The organism is Paenarthrobacter sp. NPDC056912 (assembly GCF_042786555.1).
GTDB lineage: Bacteria > Actinomycetota > Actinomycetes > Actinomycetales > Micrococcaceae > Arthrobacter.
The window spans coordinates 156,076-180,237 of sequence record NZ_JBHUCD010000011.1 but is presented as its reverse complement, the minus strand read 5'-3'; the positions used below and the strand labels follow the sequence as shown (position 1 = coordinate 180,237).

Genomic DNA, 24,162 nt, shown 5'->3' with positions numbered 1-24,162 from the left:
ACCTCGCCCGTGCAGGGATCAAAGACATCGCTGAACCGGCCCGACGTGCCGTCGATCCTTTGGCCGTCTACGTAGTGTGAAAGCTCGCGCACCATTTGAATTACTCCTTGTGAATGGCTGATGTCGTGAAGTGTGGCTTGGTTGGGTTGCCTCTTCATGTCGTCAGCTGTCACTGCCGACGACATATTTGTCCGCAATGGCAAGTGCTGCATCGATCATGTCCAGTCCCTTGCGCGCATCTGCATCCGAGATGTTGCAAGGGGGCACCACGTGAATTCGATTGAAGTTGACGAACGGCAACATTCCCTTAGCCTTCAAAAACGCAGAAACCTCGTTCATGGCAGGGCTTGAACCGCCATAGGGTGCCATCGGCGCACGGGTAGCTGGGTCGCTAACCAGGTCGAGGGCCCACATGACGCCTTTACCGCGCACATCGCCGAGGCTGGGATGGGAGCGAGCCATTTCATGCAGTCGTGGTCCGATGACCTCTTGTCCCAGGCGGCGCGCATTGTCTATGAGGCCCTCGTCCTCCATGACGTTGATCGCAGCAACTGCGGAGGCGGCAGCGAGGGGGTGGCCCGAGTAGGTCAGGCCACCTGGATAGGTGCGCGAGCCGAAGTGGGATGCGATTTCGTCGCTGATGGCAACGCCACCTAGGGGAACATATCCGGAGTTAACGCCCTTGGCAAAAGTCAGCAGGTCGGGCGTGACTCCCATGTCGCCAATGGCAAACCAGGATCCAGCCCTGCCGAAACCGGTCATGACTTCGTCGGCAATCATCTTGATCCCAAACTTTGTGCAGATTTCACGCACGCCTTGCATGTAACCCGCGGGCGGCACCATGACGCCAGCCGTCCCCGGAATTGATTCCAGAACAACGGCCGCGATTGTCGTGGGTCCCTCAAAGGCGATTGTGCGTTCAAGGTGTTCAAGTGCGCGCTGGCATTCCTGCTCTTCTGTCTCTGAGTGGAACGCTGACCGGTACAGGAAGGGTCCCCAGAAGTGGACTGTCCCGGTATTTCCGTAGTCGTTGGCCCAACGGCGGGGGTCGCCGGTCATGTTGACCGCAGTGGTGGTTCCCCCGTGGTACGACCGATAGGTGGTTAGGACCTTGTAACGACCTGTGACGAGGCGTGCCATCCGCACTGCATGCTCGTTGGCATCCGCGCCGCCATTAGTAAAGAAGACCTTGTTGAGGTCGCCGGGTGTCCGTTCCGAGATGAGGCGGGCTGCTTCGCTTCGCACATCGACTGCGTACTGTGGCGCCACCGTGCAAAGCTTCCCTGCCTGCTCCTGAATGGCCCTGACGACACGGGGGTGCTGATGGCCGACGTTCATATTGACGAGTTGACTGGAAAAATCCAAGTACCTGTTGCCGTCACCATCCCAGACATAGCTTCCCTCAGCCCTTGCAATAACCATTGGGCGCAACGCATCCTGCGCCGACCAAGAATGAAAGACATGCTCTCGGTCTAGACGATAGGCGCGGTCCGACGCTGTTTCGGTCCTCGCACTGGTGTCGATCATGCTCATTTGTTCCCGTCTCTTCACGCTAGTCCTCGCTCGGCGTCCTCCGCTTGCTGGCTAGTCCAGAATCGCCGAGCTGAGAAACAGAACGAAGCGACAAGTTGTCTGTTTCAGGCGCATTTCCCGACACTATGTCTCGATACCGTGACCGACCGTTCCAAGGTGTACTTGTCCATGGGGCGGCTATCGCCATACCATCGGCACGATAGCGGCCACGTCCCAGGTTCCTGCGCTCTGTAGCCTGCGTTCCACTATGTTTGGCTGCCGAAACGTTGCACTATGCCTACATCCGTCGAGGAGCAATATGTTGCCCACTGTGAGGCAAGTGCTAGCCACTCAGGTCCTGGCCTCCGCCGAACCGGAGATTCTCGCTGCTGCACACCAACTCGACCGGCCAGTTCGTTGGATACACCCAGCAGAAGTGTCCGATATCGCCCACCTGTTACGTGGAGACGAACTAGTGATGACAACAGGCTCATTTCTTCCCGTGGACGATCAGGGCCTTGGCGCCTACGCGGAATCATTGGCTGCCGCCGGAGCCGCGGGACTTCTCCTTGAACTTGGAAGAAAATGGCAAGAAGTTCCTGAGGCCCTCACTAACGCTTGCGCCAGGGTCGAGCTACTCCTCGTGGCGCTTCACCGGGAAATACGTTTCGCCGAAGTCACTGAGCAGATCGGGGGCCTCATCCTTGAAGCACAGATTGAAGACCTGCGGGCCATTGACCACGTCCACGAGACTTTTACCCGGCTGGATTTAGAGGCATCGGGACCGGATGACATTCTCGCCGCTGTTGCATTGTCAGCCGGTTTCCCAGTGGTTTTGGAAACAACGCGGCACCAGGTTATCGGGTTCGACAGCGCTGGGCGGAACACCTCAGACATCCTCAAGGACTGGACACGGCGGTCAAGGACGGCAGTGTTATTTGGACGTACGGGATACGACCGTCGCAAGGGGTGGCTGATGACTGTTGTTGGGTCACGCGGCGACGACTGGGGTCGGCTTGTGCTCATGACCGACGCATTGCCCAGCCGCCGTGACTACGTTCTCCTGGAACGTGCAGCAGGAGCCTTGGTTCTTCACCAGATGCGGACGCGGGCCCGAGACAGTATCGAACGCAATACGCATACGAACCTGCTCGCTGATCTTCGCTCCGGTCGCCTGTCACCGGAGCTCGCACTGCGGTGTGAAGCAGCTCAATTTCCCGTTCAGTCTCGGCAGTTCTTTGCAATAGGGATCAGGGGACGAATCCCCTTCGACGGGTCCAGGCAGTGGCATCCCTCGGACGTCGCGATGCTCCTGACATCATCAGCGCGAGCACTAGGACTCTCAATGATTGTCGGGCTCGATACGGATCATGTTCTCGGCCTGGTCAGTACACAGGGGGACACCTCGGTAGACGGAGTGTTAAGAAGGCTCACACAGGAGTTGGGAAAGTCCGGCGGATTCGTTGTGGCCTGCGGCGAAGTGGTGGAAAGCTTTGAACAAATATTCCGAACGTTGATCGATGCGAGGAACATTCTGGCCGCCACCACAGACGAGGATCCGAGACCCTGGGTGACCCTTGCGGACGTACATCTACGTGGTCTCATCCATCTACTACGCGACGACGAACGGCTAAACCTGTTCGTCCGGCGCGAACTGGGGCCGCTCGTTTCTTACGATGCCAAGCACGGCACCGAGTTACTCGAACTCCTCGCTGTTGTGCTCCAGACACCAGGCGGGAAGACGGCTGCCGCCAAGCGGCTCCTTCTATCGCGAACGGTTTTGTACGATCGCCTGGCTAAAATCGAAACAGTTTTGGGAGTGAATCTCGATGACCCCCATATCCACGCTTCCCTTCACGTAGCCGTTATGGCCTACAGCCTCTTTGATGACGAGGCCTCGGGTAGGACACTCGGGACCTGAACCAGGCCCGCGGAACTGCTGGAATCCGGCGGCTTCGGACCCAAACTGGGGTAGACCGCTCTCTTACTCGCGGGTTGTGCGATTTGACAATACTCAAGCCAATATCGCTGCACCACGCACTGTACTTGATCTGCGTCACGCTGGAAGACTGAATTTGTGAAGAGCGCAATATCCACGGATAAGAGGATTGGCCTGCCTCTACGCAGGCGGGAAGAGCTAGGCCTCGCTAGTTTCCAGCCCAGTTTTTCCCCCTTCGGGAACGATAATTTTCAGGAGTACTAATGTCCGTAACAATTCCTTCAGATCTGCTGACCACGCCGGAGTGGCAGGAACGGCTTGATTCTCTGGCCAAGAAGCATTCCGTGCCGGGGGTGCAGGTTGGTTTGATTGCGCTCGATTCAGCGGGTGATGTGGATCTGCGTGTTTTGACGACCGGGGTGACCAGTCTTGCCACTGGTGTTGAGGTCACGCCGGAGACGATTTTCCAGTACGGATCGATCACGAAGATCTGGACCACGACTCTGATCATGCAGTTGGTTGACGAGGGGAAACTGACTCTCGATACCTTGGTGGTTGATGTTCTTCCTGACTTCAATATTGCCAACTCTGAGTATTCGGGCCTGATTACTGTGCGCCACTTGTTGACGCACACCAGTGGGATCGATGGTGATCTCTTCACTGACACGGGGTATGGCGATGACTGCATTGAGAAGTACGTTGCGTCGTTGTCCACGGCCACCAGCATCACCGAGCCTGGCGGGCAACTGAGTTATTGCAACTCCGGGTTCACCGTTGCCGGAAGGATTATTGAGGTTCTTCGCGGGCAGGCCTGGGATGATGTGCTGGTTGATTATCTCTATGAACCGTTGGGACTGAGCCACGTCATCACCAGGACCAAGGATGCTCCGTTGTTCCGTGCCGCGGTTGGGCATCTGGCAAGTGCTGATCCGGCGTCCGGGGAAGAGGTGGTCCCGACCAAGGAATGGGTTCTGGTGAGGTCCATGGGCCCGGCAGGGGTCATTACGGGCACGGTGGAGGATCTGCTCATGTTTGCGTCGGCGCATATGCGTGATGGTCTCGGACTGAATGGGAAGCGAATCCTGTCCGAGGAGTCAGCGCGACTCATGCGGACGCCGCAGTTCGACCTATCGACCGTCTCCACTGTGGATAAGGCTTGGGGATTGGGCTGGGTTTTGTCGGACTGGGGGACTGCGATGGCTGTTCGCCATGGCGGGGCTACTATCGGTCAGATTGCCAGTCTTCACACTTTTCCCGAAGTAAATGTTGCGATGAGTGTTCTGACCAACTCCCGCGGCGGGTACCTTCTGGCCAAGGAGTTGGAGACTGCCATTGGTGCTGAGCTGGGACTGACCTATCCCAAGCCCCTCGATGAGGGTGTTAGCGATGACTTCGATAGCAGTGGGTTGCTCGGTACCTATGAAACCACGACGACACGCTTCGAGTTGACCCGCCGGGAGGACGGGCAGCTACTGCTGGCTGCCTCGGCAAAGGTCGAAGTAGATGGGGAACCTGACCAGCCGCCGCTCCAGGCTCATCTGCTGTCGAATTCCAGATTCGTGGCTGATCCCGAAGGATCGGCGACCGAATTCCAGCACCTAGTCATCGATGGCGTTGAATTTCTTTATGGCGGACGGCTTTATAGAAAAGTATCTGGCTAAATTCTTGCCGTAATGACACCAGTCCGCGTCAGCCTGCCCAAGGCTGGCGCGGACGCCAATCCGTTTCTCACCGACTGTCGCCAAATCCCGGTAAGAAGCCCGTAGTAACATCCAGGAGCAGCAAGCATGACAGAGTTCTCGTATCTTGACGCCGCCCGCGACGTTTCCGAGGAAATGATTGAAGCGTCGTTGGGACTGGTTGAGCAGGAGTCGCCTTCGGGTGACAATCTTGCCCTTGAATCGTCTGCAGCCTACGTGGCCGAGCTTGGACAGCGTCTGCTCGGGCAGCCTCCTGAAATAGTTCGCACCGAGAATGTGCCTCATCTGCTGTGGAAGATCGGGTCGGGTGACCGCCGGGCCCTCCTGCTTGGACACCACGACACCGTTTGGCCCATCGGTTCCTTGGCCGAACTCCCCGCATTGGTAGTCGATGGCATCATGCGGGGGCCTGGATGTTTTGACATGAAGGTCGGCATTGTCCAAGGGCTCTTCGCTTGCAGCCTCATTATCGAGCATGAGGGCCTCGATGCTCTTGATGGCGTCACGATTCTTATCACCGGCGATGAGGAAACCGGATCCCAAACATCCCGCTCACTCATTGAATCGGAGGCCGCGCAGGTCGAGGCGGTGCTTGTGCTCGAAGCTGCGGCTCCTGGCGGCGCATTGAAGATCGCCCGCAAAGGCGTTTCATTGTACGAAATTGAAGTGAGAGGTAGAGCGGCTCATGCCGGCCTGGAGCCGGAGCTCGGGATAAACGCCGGTCTTGAAATGGCAACTCAAATACAAAGAATTGCAGGACTTGGTGATCTGAACGCCGGCACGTCTGTAGTACCGACCAGTGGAACTATCGGGACCACCTCCAACACAGTCCCTGCCTCGGCCCTGCTGACGGTAGATGTGCGAGCCGAAACGTCGGTGGAGCAAAATCGCGTCGATTCGAGGATTCGTGGACTAACAACCTTGAACCCGGAGGCGTCTGTGCATGTTTCAGGAGGCCCAAATCGCCCACCCATGGAATCAGATATGTCCAGTGTCCTCTTCGACCATGCCAGGCGGGCCGCACGAGTGCTGGGCCTCCCCGAGCTTGAAGGAGTTGCTGTTGGTGGAGCATCTGACGGAAATTTCACCTCCGCCCTCGGAATACCTACCCTTGACGGCTTGGGTGCGGTGGGCGGTGGAGCGCACTCTGCTGATGAACATGTGGTGGTGGCATCCATTCCAGAGCAGACGGCGCGCCTGGCGCAACTGCTATCCGGGCTGATGTCCACTCGATCGATCCCTTACTAACCTGTATCGACCCTTACGAGTCGATACTGAATCCTCCGCTAAGACCGGGTGCAGAGACGCCCCCCAAGAGAATCAGGTAGACCTGGAAATGACTTCAACGAAGTCCACACAACCCTCCCTTACCCACCCTGCTGCAGTGGAAGCGTTTAGTCGTGTCCCGCTCATTGATGGACACAACGATCTTCCTTGGGCCTCTAGGGAAACTGCGAATTACTCAGTCGAAGGCCTGGAACTCGATTCCCGCTTCAATACTGATATCGACAAACTGCGGCGCGGAGGAGTCGGAGGCCAGTTCTGGTCTGTGTTTGCACCCGCGGCCCCCACTGAGTCCGAATCTGTGCAGTTCACTCTCGAACAGATCGATTTTGTTTACAGGATGCTCAAGAGGTATCCGGAGGTTTTTGAACTTGCCCGCACTGGTGACGATGTACGGAGAATTTGGCGGGACGGACGAATTGCGTCTTTGCTTGGTGCCGAAGGCGGGCACAGCATTGGCAGCTCCCACGCCACGTTGCGCATGCTGGCCCGGCTAGGCCTCAGGTACATGACGCTGACACACAATTCGAATAACCCCTGGGCGGACTCAGCCACTGACGAGCCAGTCAATGGAGGTCTCAGCAGCTTTGGACGCGAGACCGTGAAGGTGATGAACGAGCTTGGTGTCCTTGTTGACCTATCGCATGTTTCCCCGGACACAATGAAAGATGCGATCGAGACATCCACATCCCCGGTCATCTTTAGCCATTCCGCATGCCAAGCCCTATGCCGGCACCCCAGGAACGTCCCTGACTCGATCCTGAAAACACTTCCAGCGAATGGAGGCGTCATCATGATCGCGTTCGTTCCAGCGTTCCTTGATGAGGCCTACTACGAGTGGGATGTGAATGGTCGAGCCGGATTGCGACCCTCCACGTCGATCAATCACTTGATTGAGCACATTGAGCATGCACGAGATATTGCAGGCATCGATCACATCGGCTTGGGCAGCGACTACGACGGTTGTGACGACTTTCCCGATGAAATGACCGATGTCTCGGGCTTCTCTGTGCTCATTGACAGACTCGCTGAACGAGGCTGGTCATCTGAGGACCTCGCCAAGTTGATGGGCGAAAATCTGCTGCGCGTTCTCGACCAGACAAGTGCCCAGGCTCTCTCTGCACTGGACTAGAAGACCACGTGAATAACCATCCATCACCAACTGGCGAAACAAGGCTCGGGATCATTGCGGGGTCTGGTCCCGAAGCCGGCATCGACTTGTGGACGAAAGTCCTTCACCACAACAGGGCCATGCTGGGCACCATTTATGACGGCGATGTCCATGCCCCGCACGTGATCATTGCTTCTGTTCCAGAACTCGGATACTCGATGGAATTGGAAAAGCGTGAAGAACAGGTTTGGTGCGCACTGGAGCACACGGCCCGACAAATTTCTCCCCAAGTGGACTACTACGTGATTGCCTGCAACACACTGAACTACTTTGCTGATCGGCTTGATGCCCTGGAACTCGATGCACAGTTGATCACGCCTTCGCAGGTAGTCATCGAGGAGTTACGTCGCCTCAACCACCCCGCCGATCAAGGCGTGGCATTGCTCGGCAGCAGGCAGACCATGGACTTGGGCCATTGGTCGTCCTATACGGCTCTCGCGGAACACTTTAGTGTTGAGTTGCCTGTCGAATCTGAGTCTTTGCACCATCTCATCTACGACGTCAAGGTTGCAGGCGGCTCAACACCTGAAATTGAACGAGAATTTCTCACCCTATGCGCCTCACTTCACAGCGACGTGGTACTTCAAGCCTGCACGGAACTGCCGCTTATCGACGTCGATAGTACGCGCGCAGGAAAGAACTTGATTGATGTTTCAGACCTCCTGGCGCGAGCTCTCGCGACCAAGACTGCCTGAAGACAAGCCCCCGAACAAGCGCAAAAGAGCGGTCCGCGACAACCCAGCCGCGGACCGCTCAGCTATGTCCCATTGACAACAAACCCTCAAATATCAGCTTGCGTCGGATGGGAGGTGGATCAAGTTCTAGTCACGGCCTGATCCACGGTAATTGTTGATCACTTCCAGGAGCCGTTCACCATCCAACGCATGGGCAGTGATTCCATCACGTCCAGTCATGTCCTCCGCGGCGAGCATCGCGTTGAGGATGGCCTCTTCCGTAGCATCGGATACAGCTTCGAAAACAGGAGTCAGTAGTTGGTGTGGGACTGCCCTCAGCTCGTGGGTCATGGTGAGGGCAGGGCTCCCGTAGTATTCGCCGGGGATGCTGTCATTGCCCGTTGAAAACGCAAGCATAATGTCGCCGCTCGAGTCTGATGCGGCACCGCCCACGCGAGACAGGCCGACGGCGGCACGCATCGCAAGACGACGGCATTGACCCGGGAGCAGCGGCGCATCCGTCGCCACGATCACGATGATGGACCCGGCACCCGCGGGAAGGCGGTGATACGCAGCAGAAGAACGGGAGGATGTCGGAAGGGGTACCTCCGAGGCGGGAATCAGGGATCCGACAGGTACGCCGTCCACGCGGAGGGCCTCACGCGTGCCATAGTTCGCCTGCACGAGAACACCGACCGTCCATCCGCCGTCCTTCTCGGACAAAACCCGGGAAGAACTGCCGATTCCTCCTTTGAACTCATGGCAAAGCATCCCGGTTCCACCACCGACGTTTCCCTCGGCCACCGGACCGGATTGCGCCGCGTCGAGAGCATCGAAGACGTGTTGGGCGGTGACGTGTTGGCCGTGAATATCGTTCAGTACGCCGTCGTAAGTTTCGCCAACGACCGGCATCGACCAGTACGTGTCCGTTCCGGAGGTTCGCGTGTCGTATTCGGCGATCGCATCGCGGACCACCCCGACGCTGAAGGTGTTCGTCAACCCGATTGGCGTTGTCAGCAACCCGCTCTCACGGACCCATTCGAGACCGGTCAACTCACCGTTGCCGTTCAAACTCACGGCTCCGGCAAAGACGGGCTGGTCGCGTACGCTGCCGGCACGAGGCTGGACGATGGTGACGCCGGTGCGCACCGGGCCGTCATCTGACGGACTTGTGCCGGAGATGAGGGTCGTATGGCCGACGCGGACGCCGGCGACGTCCGTAATGGCATTGTGTTGCCCGATGGCAAAAGGACCGATTCCGAGTCCAAGATCCCGAAGGCGTGTCATAGGTGCAGTCCATTCTTCGTGTGGTGACAGGTGGGTGCAAAAGCAGCTGCAGAGGCACGGTTGGCATCTTGTGTTGCCTGCTACTAACACAAGAAAAATCTTGTATTGTTTCGTTGACTTTAGCTGCTCTGGCCTGGACATGCAAGGAGTTTCACGGGGTTGGCGGGAAGCTCGGGGCCGGCTTGGTTGGTACAAGATTGATATTGTTCGCCCATCGATTCAGACGTACGCCTCGCCTTTTCGGTGCCCACAGCGGCCAACTCGAAGAACCAGGCGACACTGGTGTACCGGCGTATTTTGGAGGAAACGACTGACCGTCCTCGCTTCACGGACCCGCCGCTACTTCCCCATCCCCATCAGCCGCTGCATCTGCGCACCCGCGTCGCTGCCCGGCGCCGGGGTGTAGACAACGATGTGCAGGTCCGGCCGGTCTGATGGCGATACTTGGTGGTGCTCCAGTTGCAGCACCCCCACGGCGGGGTGGTGGAAGAGCCGCTCGCGGGATTCGAAGCCCAGGATGTCGTAGCGGTCCCAGCCTTCCTGGAACTCCGGGCTGGCTTCCTTGAGCCGCTCCACTTGGTATTCGACGTCGGGATCGCCCAGCCGCTGTCCGGTTTCGGCCCTGAACTCGGCCAGGAACCTCTTGCTGGTGACGTCCCAGTCGGGCAGCAGATCGCGGATGTAGGGATCGGTGAAGACGAGCCACAGGAGGTTCCGGTCCGAGGCGTCGAAGGTGCCGATGTTGGGGTACAGGGCCTCATACGCGCGATTCCAGCCGGCGATGCCCCAGTCCGGGGACAGGGCGTAAGAGGGGTTGGGGTCCAGGGCGTCCAGCAGGCGTTGTACATGCGCGGGAGCATCGGCGGCCACTGGGCCCTTGGGTGGGGCGGACGAGTAACCGCCCAAAGACAGTACATAGCTCAGCCCGGTGTCAGAGAGATGCAGGGCCCGCGCTATGGATTCCAGGACCTGCCGCGAAGGGCTGATGTCTCGGCCCTGCTCAAGCCAGGTGTACCAAGTGACGCTGACTCCGGAGAGGAAGGCGATCTCTTCCCGGCGGAGCCCGCGCTCGCGGGACCGGCCCACCGGTGGCAGGCCGTAGTCCGAACGCAGGGCCTGGGTACGGCGGGTCCGGAGGTAGAGCCCCAGTTCCTTGCGTCTCTCATCTTTCACGTTTCCAACACTATTACTCTGGTACTTTCACTACTAGTAGCAACACCGTCTTCCACCCAACGTAGAACAACAGCAGGATGGTATTCATGCCTGCACTACGCTCAAGAACAGTTACCCATGGCCGCAACATGGCCGGCGCCCGCGCACTGCTGCGCGCCTCCGGCGTCGCCAACACGGACATCGGCAAGCCGATCATCGCCGTCGCCAACTCCTTCACCGAATTCGTCCCCGGCCACACCCACCTCGCCCCGGTGGGCCGGATCGTCTCCGACGCGATCCTCGCCGCCGGCGCTGTGCCGCGCGAATTCAACACCATCGCCGTGGACGACGGCATCGCCATGGGCCACTCCGGCATGCTCTACTCCCTCCCGTCCCGCGACCTGATCGCCGACTCGGTTGAGTACATGGTCAACGCACACTGTGCCGACGCCCTGGTCTGTATCTCCAACTGCGACAAGATCACCCCGGGCATGCTCATGGCCGCGCTGCGCCTGAACATCCCCGTTGTTTTCGTCTCCGGCGGTCCCATGGAGGCCGGCCGCGTGACCCTGACCGACGGTTCCGTGCGCTCCCTGGACCTGGTGAACGCGATTTCCGACGCAGTGGATGAATCCATCTCCGATGAGGACATCAACCTCATCGAAGAGAACGCCTGCCCCACCTGCGGTTCGTGCTCGGGCATGTTCACCGCCAACTCCATGAACTGCCTGGCCGAGGCCATCGGCCTGGCCCTGCCCGGCAACGGTTCCGTGCTCGCGACCCACACCGCCCGCAAGGCGCTGTACGAGAAGGCCGGCGCCACCGTCGTCGAGCTCGTGAAGCGTTATTACGACGGCGACGACGACTCCGTGCTGCCGCGCTCCATCGCCACCGCCAAGGCCTTTGACAACGCCATGGCGCTGGACATCTCCATGGGCGGCTCCACCAACACCATCCTGCATCTGCTGGCCGCGGCCCAGGAGGCGGGCGTTGAGTACGGCCTGGCCGAGATGGACGCCAAGTCCCGCCAGGTTCCCTGCCTGGCCAAGGTGGCCCCGAACGTCGCCAAGGACAAGACCTATTACATGGAGGACGTGCACCGCGCCGGCGGCATCCCCGCGCTGCTGGGTGAGCTGAACCGCGGCGGCCTCCTGCACAAGGACGTCCACTCCGTGCACTCCGCCGACCTGGACGGCTGGTTGGATGACTGGGACGTCCGCGGCGGCAAGGCCACCGAGGAAGCGCAGGCGTTGTGGCACGCGGCCCCGGGTGGCGTCCGTTCCTCCACGGCGTTCTCGCAGTCGAACGAGTGGACCTCTTTGGACACCGACGCGGAGGGCGGCTGCATCCGTTCCGTGGAGCACGCCTACTCCAAGGACGGCGGCCTGGCCGTGCTGCGCGGCAACGTCGCAGTGGACGGCGCCGTGGTGAAGACCGCAGGCGTGGACGAGTCCATCTGGATCTTCGAAGGCCCGGCGGTCGTGTGCGAGTCACAGGACGAAGCCGTGGAAATGATCCTGAACAAGACCGTCAAGGAAGGCGACGTGGTGGTCATCCGCTACGAGGGCCCCAGGGGTGGTCCGGGAATGCAGGAAATGCTGTACCCCACGAGCTTCCTCAAGGGCCGCGGCCTCGGCAAGAAGTGCGCCCTCATCACGGATGGACGCTTCTCCGGCGGCACCTCGGGCTTGTCGATCGGGCACATCTCCCCGGAGGCTGCCTCCGGCGGTGCCATCGCCCTGGTGGAGAACGGCGACATCATCAGCATCGACATCACGCAGCGCTCCCTTCAGTTGCAGGTCTCCGACGAAATCCTTGCCGAACGCCGCGAAAAGCTTGAAGTCAACGGTGGCTACAAGCCCAAGAACCGCGACCGCCACGTGTCTGCCGCGCTGCGGGCCTACGCGGCCATGGCACTGTCCGCGGACAAGGGCGCCGTCCGCGACGTCTCGCTGGTAGAGAACCTCTAAGGCACCGTTCCGCGCCTAAGCCGCCTGCCGGCGTCGTGCTTCAAGTGAACGCACGACGCCGGCAGGCGGCTTCTGCTTTAAGGCGCGGGAGCGGTGTGGAGCCAAGAGTTCGCATCGTTTCGCGTCATGATTGCGGACGTCCGGGCACTTCCTGCATGGGCCGTTTTGGCTCCATACCTACAACAGAAAGGGGTGACTCGTGGGAGTTTTTGATGATCTGGCGGGCAAAGCCCAGGAACTTATTCAGGGCAATGGCGAAGCTATCCAGGCGGGCATCGAAAAGGCCGGGGATCTCGTCGACGAAAAGACCGGTGGCAAGTTTGCCGGGCAAGTCGACGCGGTGCAGGGCGCGGCGTCCGACTATGTGGCCAAGGTAGATGCGCAGGAGGCGCCTGGGGACGCGGACTAGTTTGGTCCCTTTCGCGGGAGCCAGGACGGTACATGTTTGCGTGAATACATCCATCGCTGTACTTTAACCTCATGGAAACCCTCACGCATGCGCCCGTCCTGGCCCGCTTCGGCTACGCGGTTTCGGATCCCACCAGGGCGCGGATTCTGCTGGCCCTTGCTGAGGCGCCGTCCTACCCCTCTGATTTGGCGGATGCCCTGGGAGTATCACGCCAAAGCATGTCCAACCATCTCACCTGCCTGCGCGGTTGCGGCCTGGTGGTGGCCGTTCCCGATGGCCGCCGGAGCCGATACGAACTCGCCGACGCCCGGCTGGGGCACGCGGTCAAAGACCTCATAGGCGTGGTGCTGGCGGTCGACCCCAACTGCTGCGCACCGGACGGGACGTGCCTGGCGTGAGCGCCCTGCTTCAGATACCCGCACCGGGGCGCCGGGCTGTCCTGATGCGCCGGATCAGGTTGTTCGCAGCTGCGACCATCACCTACAACGTCATCGAAGGCGTCGTCGCACTGTGGGCCGGAGGCGTCGCCGACTCTTCGGCGCTGATCGGCTTTGGACTGGATTCGATCGTGGAAGTTGCTTCCGCAGCGGCCCTGTCCTGGCAGTTCTCCGTGAAGGACCCGGAGAAACGTGAGCGGGTGACGCTTCGGATCATCGCAGTGTCCTTCTTCGCGCTGGCTGCCTTCGTGGCCGTTGACGCTGTCAGGTCCCTTGCCGGCGGGGGAGAGGCCCAGCATTCAACTCCCGGAATCATCATCGCTGCGCTGAGCCTGGCGATCATGCCGGTCCTCTCCTGGGCGCAGCGCCGTGCCGGCCGGGAGCTGGGTTCAAGAACGGCTGTTGCCGACTCCAAACAAACGCTTCTTTGCACGTACCTCTCGGCCGTCCTGCTGATCGGGCTTGTCCTGAACAGTGCGCTGGGCTGGTGGTGGGCGGACGCCGGGGCGGCGTTGATCATCGCCGGGATCGCCGTGCGGGAAGGCGTCAATGCCTGGCGCGGCGACGCCTGCTGCGCCAATGATTCCTGTTCGCCTCACGGGACGAATCTGTAGCCCATTCCGGGTTCGGTGATGAGGTGGCGCGGGTTGCTTGGTTCAACTTCCAGCTTGCGCCGTAGTTGCGCCATGTACACGCGGAGATAGTTCGCTTCTTTGACGTACGCCGGACCCCACACCTCGGTGAGGAGCTGCTGCTGGGTGATCAGCTTGTCCGGATTCCGGACCATGATGTCCAGGATGCTCCATTCGGTCGGCGTCATTCTGACGTCTTGGCCGGATTTGGTGATTCGCCTTTTTGCCAGGTCCACGGTGAACGAGCTGGTGTGCACTGGCGCGGGTTCATCGCCGGATTCGGTGTTTCGACGCAGGAGGACCCGGAGGCGTGCCAGCAGTTCGTCCAGCCCGAACGGCTTGGTGATGTAGTCGTCCGCTCCGGCGTCGAGCGCTTCCACTTTGTCCTCGGAACCGTGCCTGGCAGAGAGGACCAGGATGGGCACGGTGCTCCACTCGCGGAGCCTGGTGATGACTGTTTTGCCGTCGAGGTCGGGCAGGCCCAAGTCAAGGATCACCACGTTCACGGGTCGCTGGGCCGCAGCATGAAGGGCCGACTCCCCATCCGTTGCCGTCGCCACGGTGTATCCGTGCCCCCTGAGCGTGATGGCAAGTGCCCGGACAATGTGGGGATCGTCGTCCACTACCAGGACGCTATGCATGCAGGATGCGATTCACTGGTGGCCTTTCGGGGAGGGCAGCGGGTGATGGGTGCGGTTGAGCAGGACCGACTGGGCTTGGATAGGGGCCTCCCCGGTGGGGTGTTCAAAGAACGTACCGGTGGACAGTGGAAGCCGGATGACCATGGTCAGACCGCCACCGGGGGTTTCTTCGGCAGTCAGCGTACCTCCCATTGCTTCGGTGAAGCCTTTGGCCACAGCGAGTCCCAAACCCACGCCGGTTGAGGCAGGCACATCGCCAAGCCGTTGGAAGGGTTGGAACATCTGGAGCACGCTGGCGGCGGGGACCCCTTGGCCGTGGTCGATGATGCGGAGTTCTCCGGCCGGCCGCCCGGCCAGTGTGGCGTTGCTGAGTCCACCGACGGCACCGACAATGACGATGTCCGAGTTCGGTGCGTATTTGACGGCATTTTCAACGATGTTGGCAACGACGCGTTCCAGCATCCCGGCGTCGGCGTCCACCTCCGGCATGTTGGGCAAAAGGTCCAGGCGGATTCTTCCAGCAGGAGTGCCGTGCAGGGCGGCGGGAATCACTTCATACCAGCGGGTTGGCTTGATCAAGGCGTTGACGGAATCCGAAGTGATGCGGGACATGTCCAGCAAGTTGCCCACCAGCACGTCCAGCCGGTCGGAGCATTCTTCGATGGTGGCCAGAAGCTCCTGTTCCTCTTCTTCCGTGTAGCGGACCCCGGGCTGCCTCAAGCCTCCGACGGCGAGTTTGATACCGGCCAACGGGGTTCGGAGATCGTGGGACACCGCCCGAAGGATGGAGGTACGCATGGTGTTGCTTTCGGCCAGCCGCATGACTTCGCGGCGACTGGCTGCCAGCTGCCTGCGTTCGAGCTGGGCTGAGAGATGCGAACCGAAGGCCCCGAGCAGGCGGCGGTCGCTCGCCGGCAGGACCCGGCCGGTAAGAACCAGCCGCGTGGTGGAGTCGATCTGTTCAATGTTCTCGTTGTCGCCGGTGGCAAGCGGAGAGTCCTCCCCGGCCGTGGCCAAAAGCCTCCAGCCGGGGTGGTCCGGCGCTGAATCGTAGAGAGCGGCCTTGCGGACCTGGAAGACATCCACCGCCTGTTCCAGCAAGCCGATCACCGGGTCCTCGGCAGTGGACGCTCCGCGCGTGAGGTCGCCCAGCGTGGCTGCTTCCGAACGGGCGCGCGCGGCCTCCTTCGAGCGTCTGGCCGAAAGGTCCACCACCACTGCCACGGCCGAGGAAACGCTCGCGAAGACCAAGAGGGCCAGCAGGTTTTGGGGATCGCTGATGGTGAGTGTGCCAAGGGGCGGAACTGAGAAGTAATTCACCAATGCACTGCTCCACAGCGCACCCAGCAAAGCCGGCCACAGGCCGCCCACCAGTGCCACGGCGACAGAGCCGCTGAGCTGGACCAGGACCGCCGTCGCGATGTTGTGCGACGGGCTTGCTGCCAGCAGGAGTTGCAGCAGCACGGGCAGCACCACTGCCATGCCAAAACCAACGAACACGCGCACCCGGCCGAGGTCGCGCTGCCGCGAATGCTCCACGCCGCGGCCACCCAAAGGGTGGGAAACCATGTGGACATCGATGTCGCCGGAGTCCCGGACCACCCTGTTTCCCACGCCGCCGATCAGCCGGCCCGCCAGTGCCTTCCGGCGTGAAACCCCGACGACGATCTGGGTCGCGTTCACGCTCCGGGCAAAATCCAACAAGGCTTGGGCAGGGTCTTCTCCGGCCACCGTGTGGTAACTCCCGCCGAGGTCCCTAATGAGGGTGCGCTGGGCCTCCAACGCTTGCGGCGATTCTGAGGCCACGCCGTCCGCGGCGCGCACATGGACGGCCAGCAGGTCACCACCATTGACGCGCTTGAGGATCCTTGCGGCCCTCCGGATCAGGACTTCGCCTTCCGGGCCGCCGGTCAGGCCGATGACAATCCTTTCCCTGGCAGGCCAGCTTTCCTCGATCTGGTTCTCGGCCCGGTACCGGTCCAGGCCTTCGTCCACCCGGTCTGCGAGCCACAGCAGCGCCAGCTCGCGCAGCGCCGTCAGGTTGCCCGTTCGGAAGTAGTTGGACAGGGCAGCATCGATCTTGTCTGCGCTGTAGATCTTGCCGTCGCCGAGCCGCTGCCTGAGCAATTCCGGCGAGATGTCCACCAAGTGGATCTGGTCGGCGCGACGCACCACATCGTCCGGGACTGTCTCGGCCTGGCGCACGTCGGTGATGGCGGTGACAACGTCGCCCAAGGACGCAAGGTGCTGCACATTGACGGTGGAGAGGACATTGATGCCGGCTTCCAGCAGTTCCTCAATGTCCTCCCAGCGTTTGTGGTTGCGGCTGCCGGGGATGTTGGTGTGCGCGTATTCGTCGACGACTGCCGTGTGCGGCCGCCGCGCCAGGACGGCGTCGAGGTCCATTTCCTCGAACGTGCTTTCCCTGTACTCGACGCTCCGGGTCGGAATGACCTCCAGTCCCTCGGTCAGGGCGCGGGTATCGGCGCGGCCGTGGTGCATGGCGAAGGCCACCACCACGTCCTCGCCCCGGCCAAGCAGCCTGTGGGCTTCTTCGAGCATGGCGTAGGTTTTGCCGACGCCCGGGGCAGCCCCCAGGAAGATTCTCAGTGTTGCCCGCGCCATAACGTCATTCTTCCACTCGGATGGAGCCCTTGATCATGGCTGACTGGCCGCCGCTACGTCCAGGTTCAGGAGCATCACGTTTACGGACGGCTGGCCCAGGAACGCTTCCAGTCCGTTGCTGGTGCTCTTGTCCACCAGGCCCTGCACAACGTCCGGGCTCAGCCCGTGGGCCGCAGCCACGCGGGCCACCTGAAGGTCCGCATAGGCAGGTGAGATGTGCGGATCCAAACCGGAGCCACTGGCGGTGACGGCATCGGCGGGTACGTCGGCTTCACTGACGCCTTCTGCCTCCGCGACGGCCGCGCGGTTGGCGGCAACGGCGTCGAGCAGTTTCGCATCGTTGGGTCCCAGGTTGCTGGCAGAAGAGGACGCCGGATCCCATCCGACGGCCGAGGGCCGGGCGTGGAACCAGGATGGGTCCTGCGTGCCGGCGTCATCTGCGGACACTTGGGAGATCAGGGCGGAGGCAGCCGGCCGGCCGGAGGGGTCCTTGACCACAGAGCCGTTGGCCTGGAATGGCGCCACCACTTGTCCCACCCCAAAGACCGTGAGCGGGTAGAGGAGGCCGAGGACCACCGTGGCGAGCAGCAGGAACCGCACGGCGGTGCCTGCCTGACGAAGATAACCGAGCAGCAAATTCATGGTGTTTCCTAGCCGATGCCGGGGATGAGGGAGATGAGGACGTCGATGAGTTTGATGCCGATGAACGGGGCGACGAGTCCGCCCAGGCCGTAGAGGAGCAGGTTCCGGGCCAGGGCCTGATTGGCGGACACTGCCCGGTATTTCACCCCGCGCAGCGCCAAGGGCACCAGCACCAGGATGATGACGGCGTTGAAGATCACCGCGGACAGGATGGCTGAGGACGGACTCGCCAAGCCCATGATGTTCAGCATTTCGAGTCCCGGGAACGCTGCCGTGAAGAGCGCCGGGACGATCGCGAAGTACTTCGCCACGTCGTTGGCCACCGAGAAGGTGGTCAGGGCGCCGCGCGTAATGAGCAATTGCTTGCCGATTCCCACGATGTTGATCAGCTTGGTGGGATCCGAATCCAGGTCCACCATGTTGGCCGCTTCCTTGGCGGCAGGCGTTCCGGAATTCATCGCCACGCCAACATCGGCTGCGGCCAGGGCAGGGGCGTCGTTGGTGCCGTCGCCTGTCATGGCAACCAGCCGCCCTTCGCCCTGCTCGCGCCGGATCACGTCCAGCTTGTCCTCGGGCGTGGCTTCCGCAACGAAGTCGTCGACGCCGGCCTCCGCGGCGATAGCTTTGGCTGTGACGGGGTTGTCGCCGGTGATCATCACCGTGCGGATCCCCATTTTGCGCAGCTCCGCGAACCGCGCGTGCATGCCCGGCTTGACCACATCGGCCAGGTGCACGGTTCCCAGGACACGGGCGCCGCCGTCGTTCGCGTGTTCGGCGACCAGCAGCGGGGTGCCGCCCTGGGCCGCAATCTCCTGAACTCGCCGGTGGACTTCTGCAGGCATCGGCCCGCCGTTCTCGATGACGAAATGTTCGACGGCGGCCGCGGCGCCTTTGCGGATCCGGCGCCCATCGACGTCCAGGCCGCTCATCCGCGTGCTGGCCGTGAACTCGACAATCACGATCTCCTTGGCGGTGTTGCGGAGCTCAGCGAGTTCCGGGCCATCCACGCCCTTGTCATTGGCAAGCTCCACGATCGAGCGCCCTTCAGGCGTTTCGTCCGCGAGGCTGGATAGCCGGGCGGCGGTGATCAGCTCCTGACGCTCAACGCCGTTGGCCGGGAAGAAGTTGACGGCCCGCCGGTTGCCGTAGGTGATAGTGCCCGTCTTATCGAGCAGCAACGTGGTGATGTCGCCGGCTGTCTCGACTGCCCGGCCGGACGTTGCCAGGACGTTGTGCTGGACCAGCCGGTCCATGCCCGCGATGCCGATGGCCGGGACCAGTGCGCCGATGGTGGTGGGGATCAGGCAGACCAGAAGGGCCACCAAGACAATGGGCGACGGCGTTGCTCCCGCCAACGAGGCGAAAGGCGCCAAGGTCATGGTGACCACCAGGAAAACGATGGTCAGCGACACCAGGAGAACATGCAGTGCGATCTCATTGGGGGTCTTTTGGCGGACGGCGCCCTCAACGAGTTTGATCATCCGGTCAATGAAGGTCGCGCCCGGTTCCGCTGTGATCCGTACCAGGATCCGGTCTGAGAGGACCTTGGTGCCACCAGTCACCGAGGAGCGGTCACCACCGGATTCGCGGATGACGGGTGCCGATTCGCCCGTAATGGTGGACTCATCCACGCTTGCGAGGCCTTCGATGATTTCGCCGTCAGAGGGGATGACGTCGCCCGCCTCGCAGACAACGACGTCGTGCAGCCGCAGGTCCGTACCTGGCACGTCCTTGGTGCTTCCGTCTTCCAACCGCAGCCTGGCGAGAACCCCTTTGCGGCTGGCGCGGAGGCTATCCGCCTGCGCTTTTCCGCGTCCCTCTGCGATGGCCTCGGACAGCGTTCCGAAGATCACGGTCAGCCAGAGCCAGGCAGTGACCGCGATGCCAAAGACCGCCGGCTTGAACACACAAATCACGGTGCAGATCGCAGCCCCTGCCAGCACCACGAACATGACCGGTGAATGGACCATCTGCCGCGGATCCAGCTTCTTCAATGCCAAGGGAAGGGCCGCGCGGATGGTGGCGGCGTTGAGTTTCGCGGGCGCTTTGTTGTGGTGCTTGTGCTCCCCGGGAGTTCCGAGCGGGTTGCCGTCAGCGTAGGTGAGTGCCGAAGTGTCCGCGGGCGTAGCCGTGCTGGACCGGGTCATTTGATTAGTCCTTCTGCGAGGGGGCCCAAGGCGAGGGCGGGGAAATAGCTGAGAGCTGTCATGATCACGGTCACGCTGAGCAGGAGTGATCCGAACAGCGGGCCGTGGGTGGGAACTGTGCCGGCCGACTCCGGGATCTTCCGCTGCCGGGCGAGGGAGCCGGCGAGGGCCAGGACCAGCGCGATGGGGAGGAAACGCCCCAGCAGCATGGCGATCCCGAGCATCACGGACAGATACGGTCCCGAGCTTGTGATGCCGCCAAAAGCTGATCCGTTGTTGTTGGCGCCGGAAGTGAAGGCATACAGCAGCTCACTGAATTGGTGCGGTCCGGCGGCCGGTGCGTTGGCCATGATGTCCGGGAGCAATGCTGTGATGCCCGCCAGGACGAGTACCAGGGTTGGCGTCACCAGGATGTAGAGGGCTGCGAGCTTCATTTCCCGCGGGCCGATCTTCTTGCCCAGGAACTCCGGCGTCCGGCCAACCATCAGACCTGCGATGAAGACCGCGATGATGGCCAGGACCAGCATGCCGTACAGCCCCGAACCGGTGCCCCCGGGAGCCACCTCACCAAGCATCATGTTCAGCATGGCGACCCCACCGGCCAGTGGCGGCAGGGAATCGTGCGCCACGTTCACTGCTCCGGTGGAGGTGAGGGTGGTGGAAGCGGCGAAGATCGAGCTCGCGGCAGGACCAAGGCGCTGTTCGAAACCTTCCCCCAAGCCGCCCGCCGCCGTCGATGCCGTGCCTTGGCCGGATGCGACAGCCCATCCCATCAACACCGTGGAAGCCAGCCACAGGGCGGCCATCACGCCGGCAACGGTATAGCCTTGGCGCCGGTCTCCGACCATCCTTCCGTAGGCATAGGGCAGCGCGGAGGGAATGAGCAGGATCAGGAACACCTGGAACAGGCTGGTGAATGCGCTCGGGTTCTCGAAGGGGTGCGCCGAGTTGGCATTGAAGTATCCGCCGCCGTTGGTTCCCAGAACCTTGATGGCTTCCTGCGAGGCTACCGGGCCGCCCGGAATCACCTGAGTGATGCCGGTGGCTTGGTTGACCACCTCGGTAGACCAGAAGTTTTGCACCACACCGCCGATCACCAAGGCGATGGCACCCACCGTGGCGATGGGCAACAGGACGCGGAAGGACGCGCGGGCAACGTCAACCCAGAAGTTGCCCAGGCGGTCCGTCTTTGTCCGTGCGATGCCACGGATCAGGGCAATGGCCACAACGATCCCGACAGCAGCTGACAGGAAATTCTGCACCGCCAAGAGGCACATCTGGACGAAGATGCCCACGGTGGCCTCTGGTACATACGTTTGCCAGTTGGTGTTGGTGACAAAGGAAATTGCGGTGTTCATGGCGATCCACGGGTCTACGCCGGGCAGCCCATTGTTGCCGGGCAGCACGCCTTGGAGCCGCTGCAGGGCAAAGATTGCCAGGATCGAAACCGCTGAAAAGACCAGAACGCTGCGAAGGTAGGCAGACCAGCTCTGTTCCGTTCCGGCGTCGATGCCTGCCAAACGGTAGAACAACCGCTCAGGCGCCGATGAGGTGGTTCCGGAGAAAACGCGCTCCAAATACACGCCGAGAGGCTTGTGTACGAGAACGAGTGCCAGAAGCAGAACAGCTATCTGGGTGATGAACGAGGCCGTACTGAAATCCACCTGCCGTCACCACTTTTCCGGGTGGAGCAGGACAGCCAGCAAGTATCCGACCATTGCCAGGCCGGCAATGAACAAGCCGACCCACATTACGGCGTCAAGGTTCATAGCCCGCTCACCGGGCCGTCGCTGTCCACCATTTTGCCCAAAAGGCGGGCCACCCACATCACGATTCCCATGCTCACCACGAGAATCGCCACAACAGCCACGTCGGCCATTGGAACGTCCTTTCATCCACGCCCCGTTCGCGGGGCTGATGTCAGTCAACTCCCGTGAAAGTGGCGAAAATGCGTTCCTTACGGTTCCTTAACGCGGACGCCGCAAATCTTGACGCGCTCTTAACGCTGCCGCCCGGCACGTGGCGTCTTAAAACAGCGGGGTGGCCCCTCGGCCGGTGCGGTTCTTGCGGGCTCCGGGCAATTTATCGGCTGAAGGACCACAAAATTGCGCCATTGTGGGCTATCTTGAGTTTTGTTGATCCAAGTTCCGCACGTTGCAATTGTTCTGTATCGATGAAAGGAAATGCCTTGGCTGTTTCTGTTGAATTGGGCAAAGCACTCGACAAATCCTACGAAAATGCGACCCTGGACGAAGTCCTTGCCGCACCGCCGTCTGCACTTGCCGGACTGACGGAAAAACACGATGAATTACTGGCAGGGCTGGGCATCAAGACGGTGCGCGACCTCGGCAGCAACAAGTTCTTCGCCACGGCCGGCGTGTTGGTGGCACTGGCCGGAAAAGCCGACTAAAGGATTCACGCGAAGCGGACGACGACGGGAGGTTCCCGTTGTCGTCCGCTTTTCAGCGCAGGATCTCCACCAGCGCCACCCACGAAAACACCACTGCGCCGATCAGCGCCACGATGGTTCCGAGCGCCACCACCACCAAACCCGCCGGAAGCGACATAACAATCAGCACCCCGCCCACTGCATAAACCACCAGCGGGAAGACGAACGACACGATGTGCTGGGCATCCCAGCGGTGCGGATGCCCTGGGGTGTTGTCCTGCAGGATGGCGCGGGCCGCAAGGAATGCGATCACTCCACCGGCCAGCGTCCCCACCAGGACCTCGACGCCGAAAGCCCACAACTCCTGTTCCGGGATGAGCGCCGCGCACGCCAGGACCACGCCCAGGATCAGGGCGGAGATCGCGGCACCGGCCCGCGCCGCGAGGCCCCGGGACTCCGCGATCTGCTTGATGTTCACGGACAAAGCCACAATAAGCAGCCCGCCGAGCGCCGCACCCGCCCCCGCGATGGCCACGTTGAACTCGCTCCAGGAGGCCAGCGCCGATTCCATGTGCCCAAGAGTAGCCACATCGCACTGTGCGGCGGAAGGTCCCGAGCGGCGCTACCGGTACAGTGCCGCGAGCAGCTCCACGATCTTCTCCCGCTCCTGCGGCGGATCCTTCCTCGACCACGCAGCATAAACCGGTACCGGCGGAGCGTCGCGGACCGGACGGTAGACGACTCCCCGGCGTCGATACTGGCGCGACGTCGACTCCGCAGTGATACCGCGCGCCGCGCCGCTGCTGATCACCGTCAACCAATCGTCCACGTCGTGAATCGGGACAACCTCCGGCGGCCTCCCGTTCTCGGGCCAAAGGGCCAAAGTGGTGCTCCCGGTCCGCAGGTCCATGGCCACCGGTCGCTGGGCGATCTGGGCGAGCGTCACAGACCTCCTCGGCGCCAGCGGATCATCCGAGGACATGGCGCAGTATCGCTTTTCCTCGCCAATGCGGACATGCTCGACGGCGGCAGCTTCCGGCAGGCGGCGAAGGATGGCAAGGTCGGTGGTCCCGTCCGACAGGCCCCCGGTGGGGGAGTTGGAACGGATGAGCTCCAACTCCGTGGTGGTGAAGGTCGCAGCCCATCGGCGCTGGAAGTCGGTGGTGTGCTCGCCCAATGCTGACCAGGCGTAACCGATCCTGATCTTTCCGGTGCCGGCGCGGGCATCGCGTTCAAGGTCTGCCAGGAGCGAAAGGATCCGCTGTGCTTTGGCAAGCACGCGCTCGCCGCTGGGGGTGAGTCCGACGCTCCGGGTGGTCCGTTCCACGAGCCTGACGCCAAGCGTTTGCTCCAGTGCGGCGATGTTGCGGGATACCGCAGCCTGGGACATGCGCAGTTCAATGGCGGCGTCCGTGAAAGTGCCCTCGTCCACCACCGCCACCAAGCAGCGCAGTTGCCTCAATTCGACGTCCATGCCGCCCATCTTATTCATGCGCTGGGCGTATAAATAGCGGCGCCCATGCATTTAGCGGGCGCGCGATGGGAGCGCAC

21 protein-coding genes are annotated in these 24,162 nt (G+C 61.6%); 10 read left to right on the top strand and 11 right to left on the bottom strand.

What is annotated here, in order from left to right:
* Window positions 1–162: 162 nt before the first annotated feature.
* Complete coding sequence (locus ACFRJ9_RS13940) at window positions 163–1,533, bottom strand: aspartate aminotransferase family protein (RefSeq protein ID WP_377668881.1); 1,371 nt, start codon at window positions 1,531–1,533, stop codon at window positions 163–165.
* A gap of 247 nt (window positions 1,534–1,780) precedes the next feature.
* Here ACFRJ9_RS13940 and ACFRJ9_RS13935 point away from each other — a divergent pair, with 247 nt between their 5' ends.
* The 5 genes from ACFRJ9_RS13935 (at window position 1,781) to ACFRJ9_RS13915 (ending at window position 8,301) form a co-directional block, all read left to right on the top strand.
* Complete coding sequence (locus tag ACFRJ9_RS13935; protein WP_377668879.1) at window positions 1,781–3,433, top strand: PucR family transcriptional regulator; 1,653 nt, start codon at window positions 1,781–1,783, stop codon at window positions 3,431–3,433.
* Between the two features lie 281 nt (window positions 3,434–3,714).
* Window positions 3,715–5,112, top strand: coding sequence for a serine hydrolase domain-containing protein (locus tag ACFRJ9_RS13930; RefSeq protein WP_377668877.1), 1,398 nt, complete (start codon window positions 3,715–3,717; stop codon window positions 5,110–5,112).
* A 126-nt stretch (window positions 5,113–5,238) separates the two neighbouring features.
* The gene (locus ACFRJ9_RS13925) at window positions 5,239–6,399 is read left to right on the top strand and encodes a M20 family metallopeptidase (protein WP_377668874.1); all 1,161 of its coding nucleotides are present in this window, start codon (window positions 5,239–5,241) and stop codon (window positions 6,397–6,399) included.
* Between the two features lie 136 nt (window positions 6,400–6,535).
* Window positions 6,536–7,567, top strand: coding sequence for a dipeptidase (locus ACFRJ9_RS13920; protein ID WP_377668898.1), 1,032 nt, complete (start codon window positions 6,536–6,538; stop codon window positions 7,565–7,567).
* 8 nt (window positions 7,568–7,575) lie between these two features.
* The gene (locus ACFRJ9_RS13915) at window positions 7,576–8,301 is read left to right on the top strand and encodes an aspartate/glutamate racemase family protein (protein WP_377668872.1); all 726 of its coding nucleotides are present in this window, start codon (window positions 7,576–7,578) and stop codon (window positions 8,299–8,301) included.
* Window positions 8,302–8,427: 126 nt separating this feature from the next.
* On the opposite strand, the gene ACFRJ9_RS13910 is transcribed toward ACFRJ9_RS13915, so the two are convergent.
* Both ACFRJ9_RS13910 and ACFRJ9_RS13905 read right to left on the bottom strand, forming a co-directional pair.
* A complete protein-coding gene (locus ACFRJ9_RS13910; RefSeq protein ID WP_377668870.1) occupies window positions 8,428–9,567 on the bottom strand; it encodes a P1 family peptidase in 1,140 nt (379 codons plus the stop codon).
* Between the two features lie 339 nt (window positions 9,568–9,906).
* Complete coding sequence (locus ACFRJ9_RS13905) at window positions 9,907–10,740, bottom strand: helix-turn-helix transcriptional regulator (RefSeq protein WP_377668867.1); 834 nt, start codon at window positions 10,738–10,740, stop codon at window positions 9,907–9,909.
* A gap of 86 nt (window positions 10,741–10,826) precedes the next feature.
* Between ACFRJ9_RS13905 and ilvD the strand changes: the two genes are divergently transcribed.
* The 4 genes from ilvD (at window position 10,827) to ACFRJ9_RS13885 (ending at window position 14,149) form a co-directional block, all read left to right on the top strand.
* The gene (gene ilvD / locus ACFRJ9_RS13900; protein ID WP_377668864.1) at window positions 10,827–12,689 is read left to right on the top strand and encodes a dihydroxy-acid dehydratase; all 1,863 of its coding nucleotides are present in this window, start codon (window positions 10,827–10,829) and stop codon (window positions 12,687–12,689) included.
* 199 nt (window positions 12,690–12,888) lie between these two features.
* Window positions 12,889–13,098 (top strand): antitoxin, encoded by a 210-nt coding sequence (locus ACFRJ9_RS13895; RefSeq protein WP_377668861.1) that lies wholly within the window; start codon window positions 12,889–12,891, stop codon window positions 13,096–13,098.
* 71 nt (window positions 13,099–13,169) lie between these two features.
* Window positions 13,170–13,496: an ArsR/SmtB family transcription factor gene (locus ACFRJ9_RS13890; protein WP_377668859.1), complete on the top strand. Its 327-nt coding sequence runs from the start codon at window positions 13,170–13,172 to the stop codon at window positions 13,494–13,496.
* A 44-nt stretch (window positions 13,497–13,540) separates the two neighbouring features.
* A complete protein-coding gene (locus ACFRJ9_RS13885; RefSeq protein ID WP_377668896.1) occupies window positions 13,541–14,149 on the top strand; it encodes a cation diffusion facilitator family transporter in 609 nt (202 codons plus the stop codon).
* On the opposite strand, the gene ACFRJ9_RS13880 is transcribed toward ACFRJ9_RS13885, so the two are convergent.
* The 6 genes from ACFRJ9_RS13880 to ACFRJ9_RS13855 are packed head-to-tail and all read right to left on the bottom strand — an operon-like array spanning window position 14,131 to window position 21,991.
* The gene (locus tag ACFRJ9_RS13880) at window positions 14,131–14,808 is read right to left on the bottom strand and encodes a response regulator (RefSeq protein WP_377668856.1); all 678 of its coding nucleotides are present in this window, start codon (window positions 14,806–14,808) and stop codon (window positions 14,131–14,133) included. The genes ACFRJ9_RS13885 and ACFRJ9_RS13880 overlap by 19 nt on opposite strands.
* Before the next feature lie 12 nt (window positions 14,809–14,820).
* Window positions 14,821–17,433: an ATP-binding protein gene (locus ACFRJ9_RS13875; protein ID WP_377668853.1), complete on the bottom strand. Its 2,613-nt coding sequence runs from the start codon at window positions 17,431–17,433 to the stop codon at window positions 14,821–14,823.
* A gap of 33 nt (window positions 17,434–17,466) precedes the next feature.
* Window positions 17,467–18,075 (bottom strand): K(+)-transporting ATPase subunit C, encoded by a 609-nt coding sequence (kdpC, locus tag ACFRJ9_RS13870; RefSeq protein WP_377668851.1) that lies wholly within the window; start codon window positions 18,073–18,075, stop codon window positions 17,467–17,469.
* Between the two features lie 8 nt (window positions 18,076–18,083).
* Window positions 18,084–20,222 (bottom strand): potassium-transporting ATPase subunit KdpB, encoded by a 2,139-nt coding sequence (kdpB, locus tag ACFRJ9_RS13865; protein ID WP_377668849.1) that lies wholly within the window; start codon window positions 20,220–20,222, stop codon window positions 18,084–18,086.
* Window positions 20,219–21,886, bottom strand: coding sequence for a potassium-transporting ATPase subunit KdpA (gene kdpA, locus ACFRJ9_RS13860; RefSeq protein WP_377668847.1), 1,668 nt, complete (start codon window positions 21,884–21,886; stop codon window positions 20,219–20,221). The genes kdpB and kdpA overlap by 4 nt, the downstream gene beginning before the upstream one ends.
* A gap of 6 nt (window positions 21,887–21,892) precedes the next feature.
* Window positions 21,893–21,991: a potassium-transporting ATPase subunit F gene (locus tag ACFRJ9_RS13855; RefSeq protein ID WP_377668845.1), complete on the bottom strand. Its 99-nt coding sequence runs from the start codon at window positions 21,989–21,991 to the stop codon at window positions 21,893–21,895.
* Window positions 21,992–22,410: 419 nt separating this feature from the next.
* Here ACFRJ9_RS13855 and ACFRJ9_RS13850 point away from each other — a divergent pair, with 419 nt between their 5' ends.
* Window positions 22,411–22,632 (top strand): hypothetical protein, encoded by a 222-nt coding sequence (locus ACFRJ9_RS13850; RefSeq protein ID WP_159708522.1) that lies wholly within the window; start codon window positions 22,411–22,413, stop codon window positions 22,630–22,632.
* A gap of 52 nt (window positions 22,633–22,684) precedes the next feature.
* On the opposite strand, the gene ACFRJ9_RS13845 is transcribed toward ACFRJ9_RS13850, so the two are convergent.
* Both ACFRJ9_RS13845 and ACFRJ9_RS13840 read right to left on the bottom strand, forming a co-directional pair.
* Window positions 22,685–23,182, bottom strand: coding sequence for a hypothetical protein (locus ACFRJ9_RS13845; RefSeq protein WP_377668842.1), 498 nt, complete (start codon window positions 23,180–23,182; stop codon window positions 22,685–22,687).
* A gap of 51 nt (window positions 23,183–23,233) precedes the next feature.
* The gene (locus ACFRJ9_RS13840) at window positions 23,234–24,103 is read right to left on the bottom strand and encodes a LysR family transcriptional regulator (protein WP_377668839.1); all 870 of its coding nucleotides are present in this window, start codon (window positions 24,101–24,103) and stop codon (window positions 23,234–23,236) included.
* Window positions 24,104–24,162 lie beyond the last annotated feature (59 nt).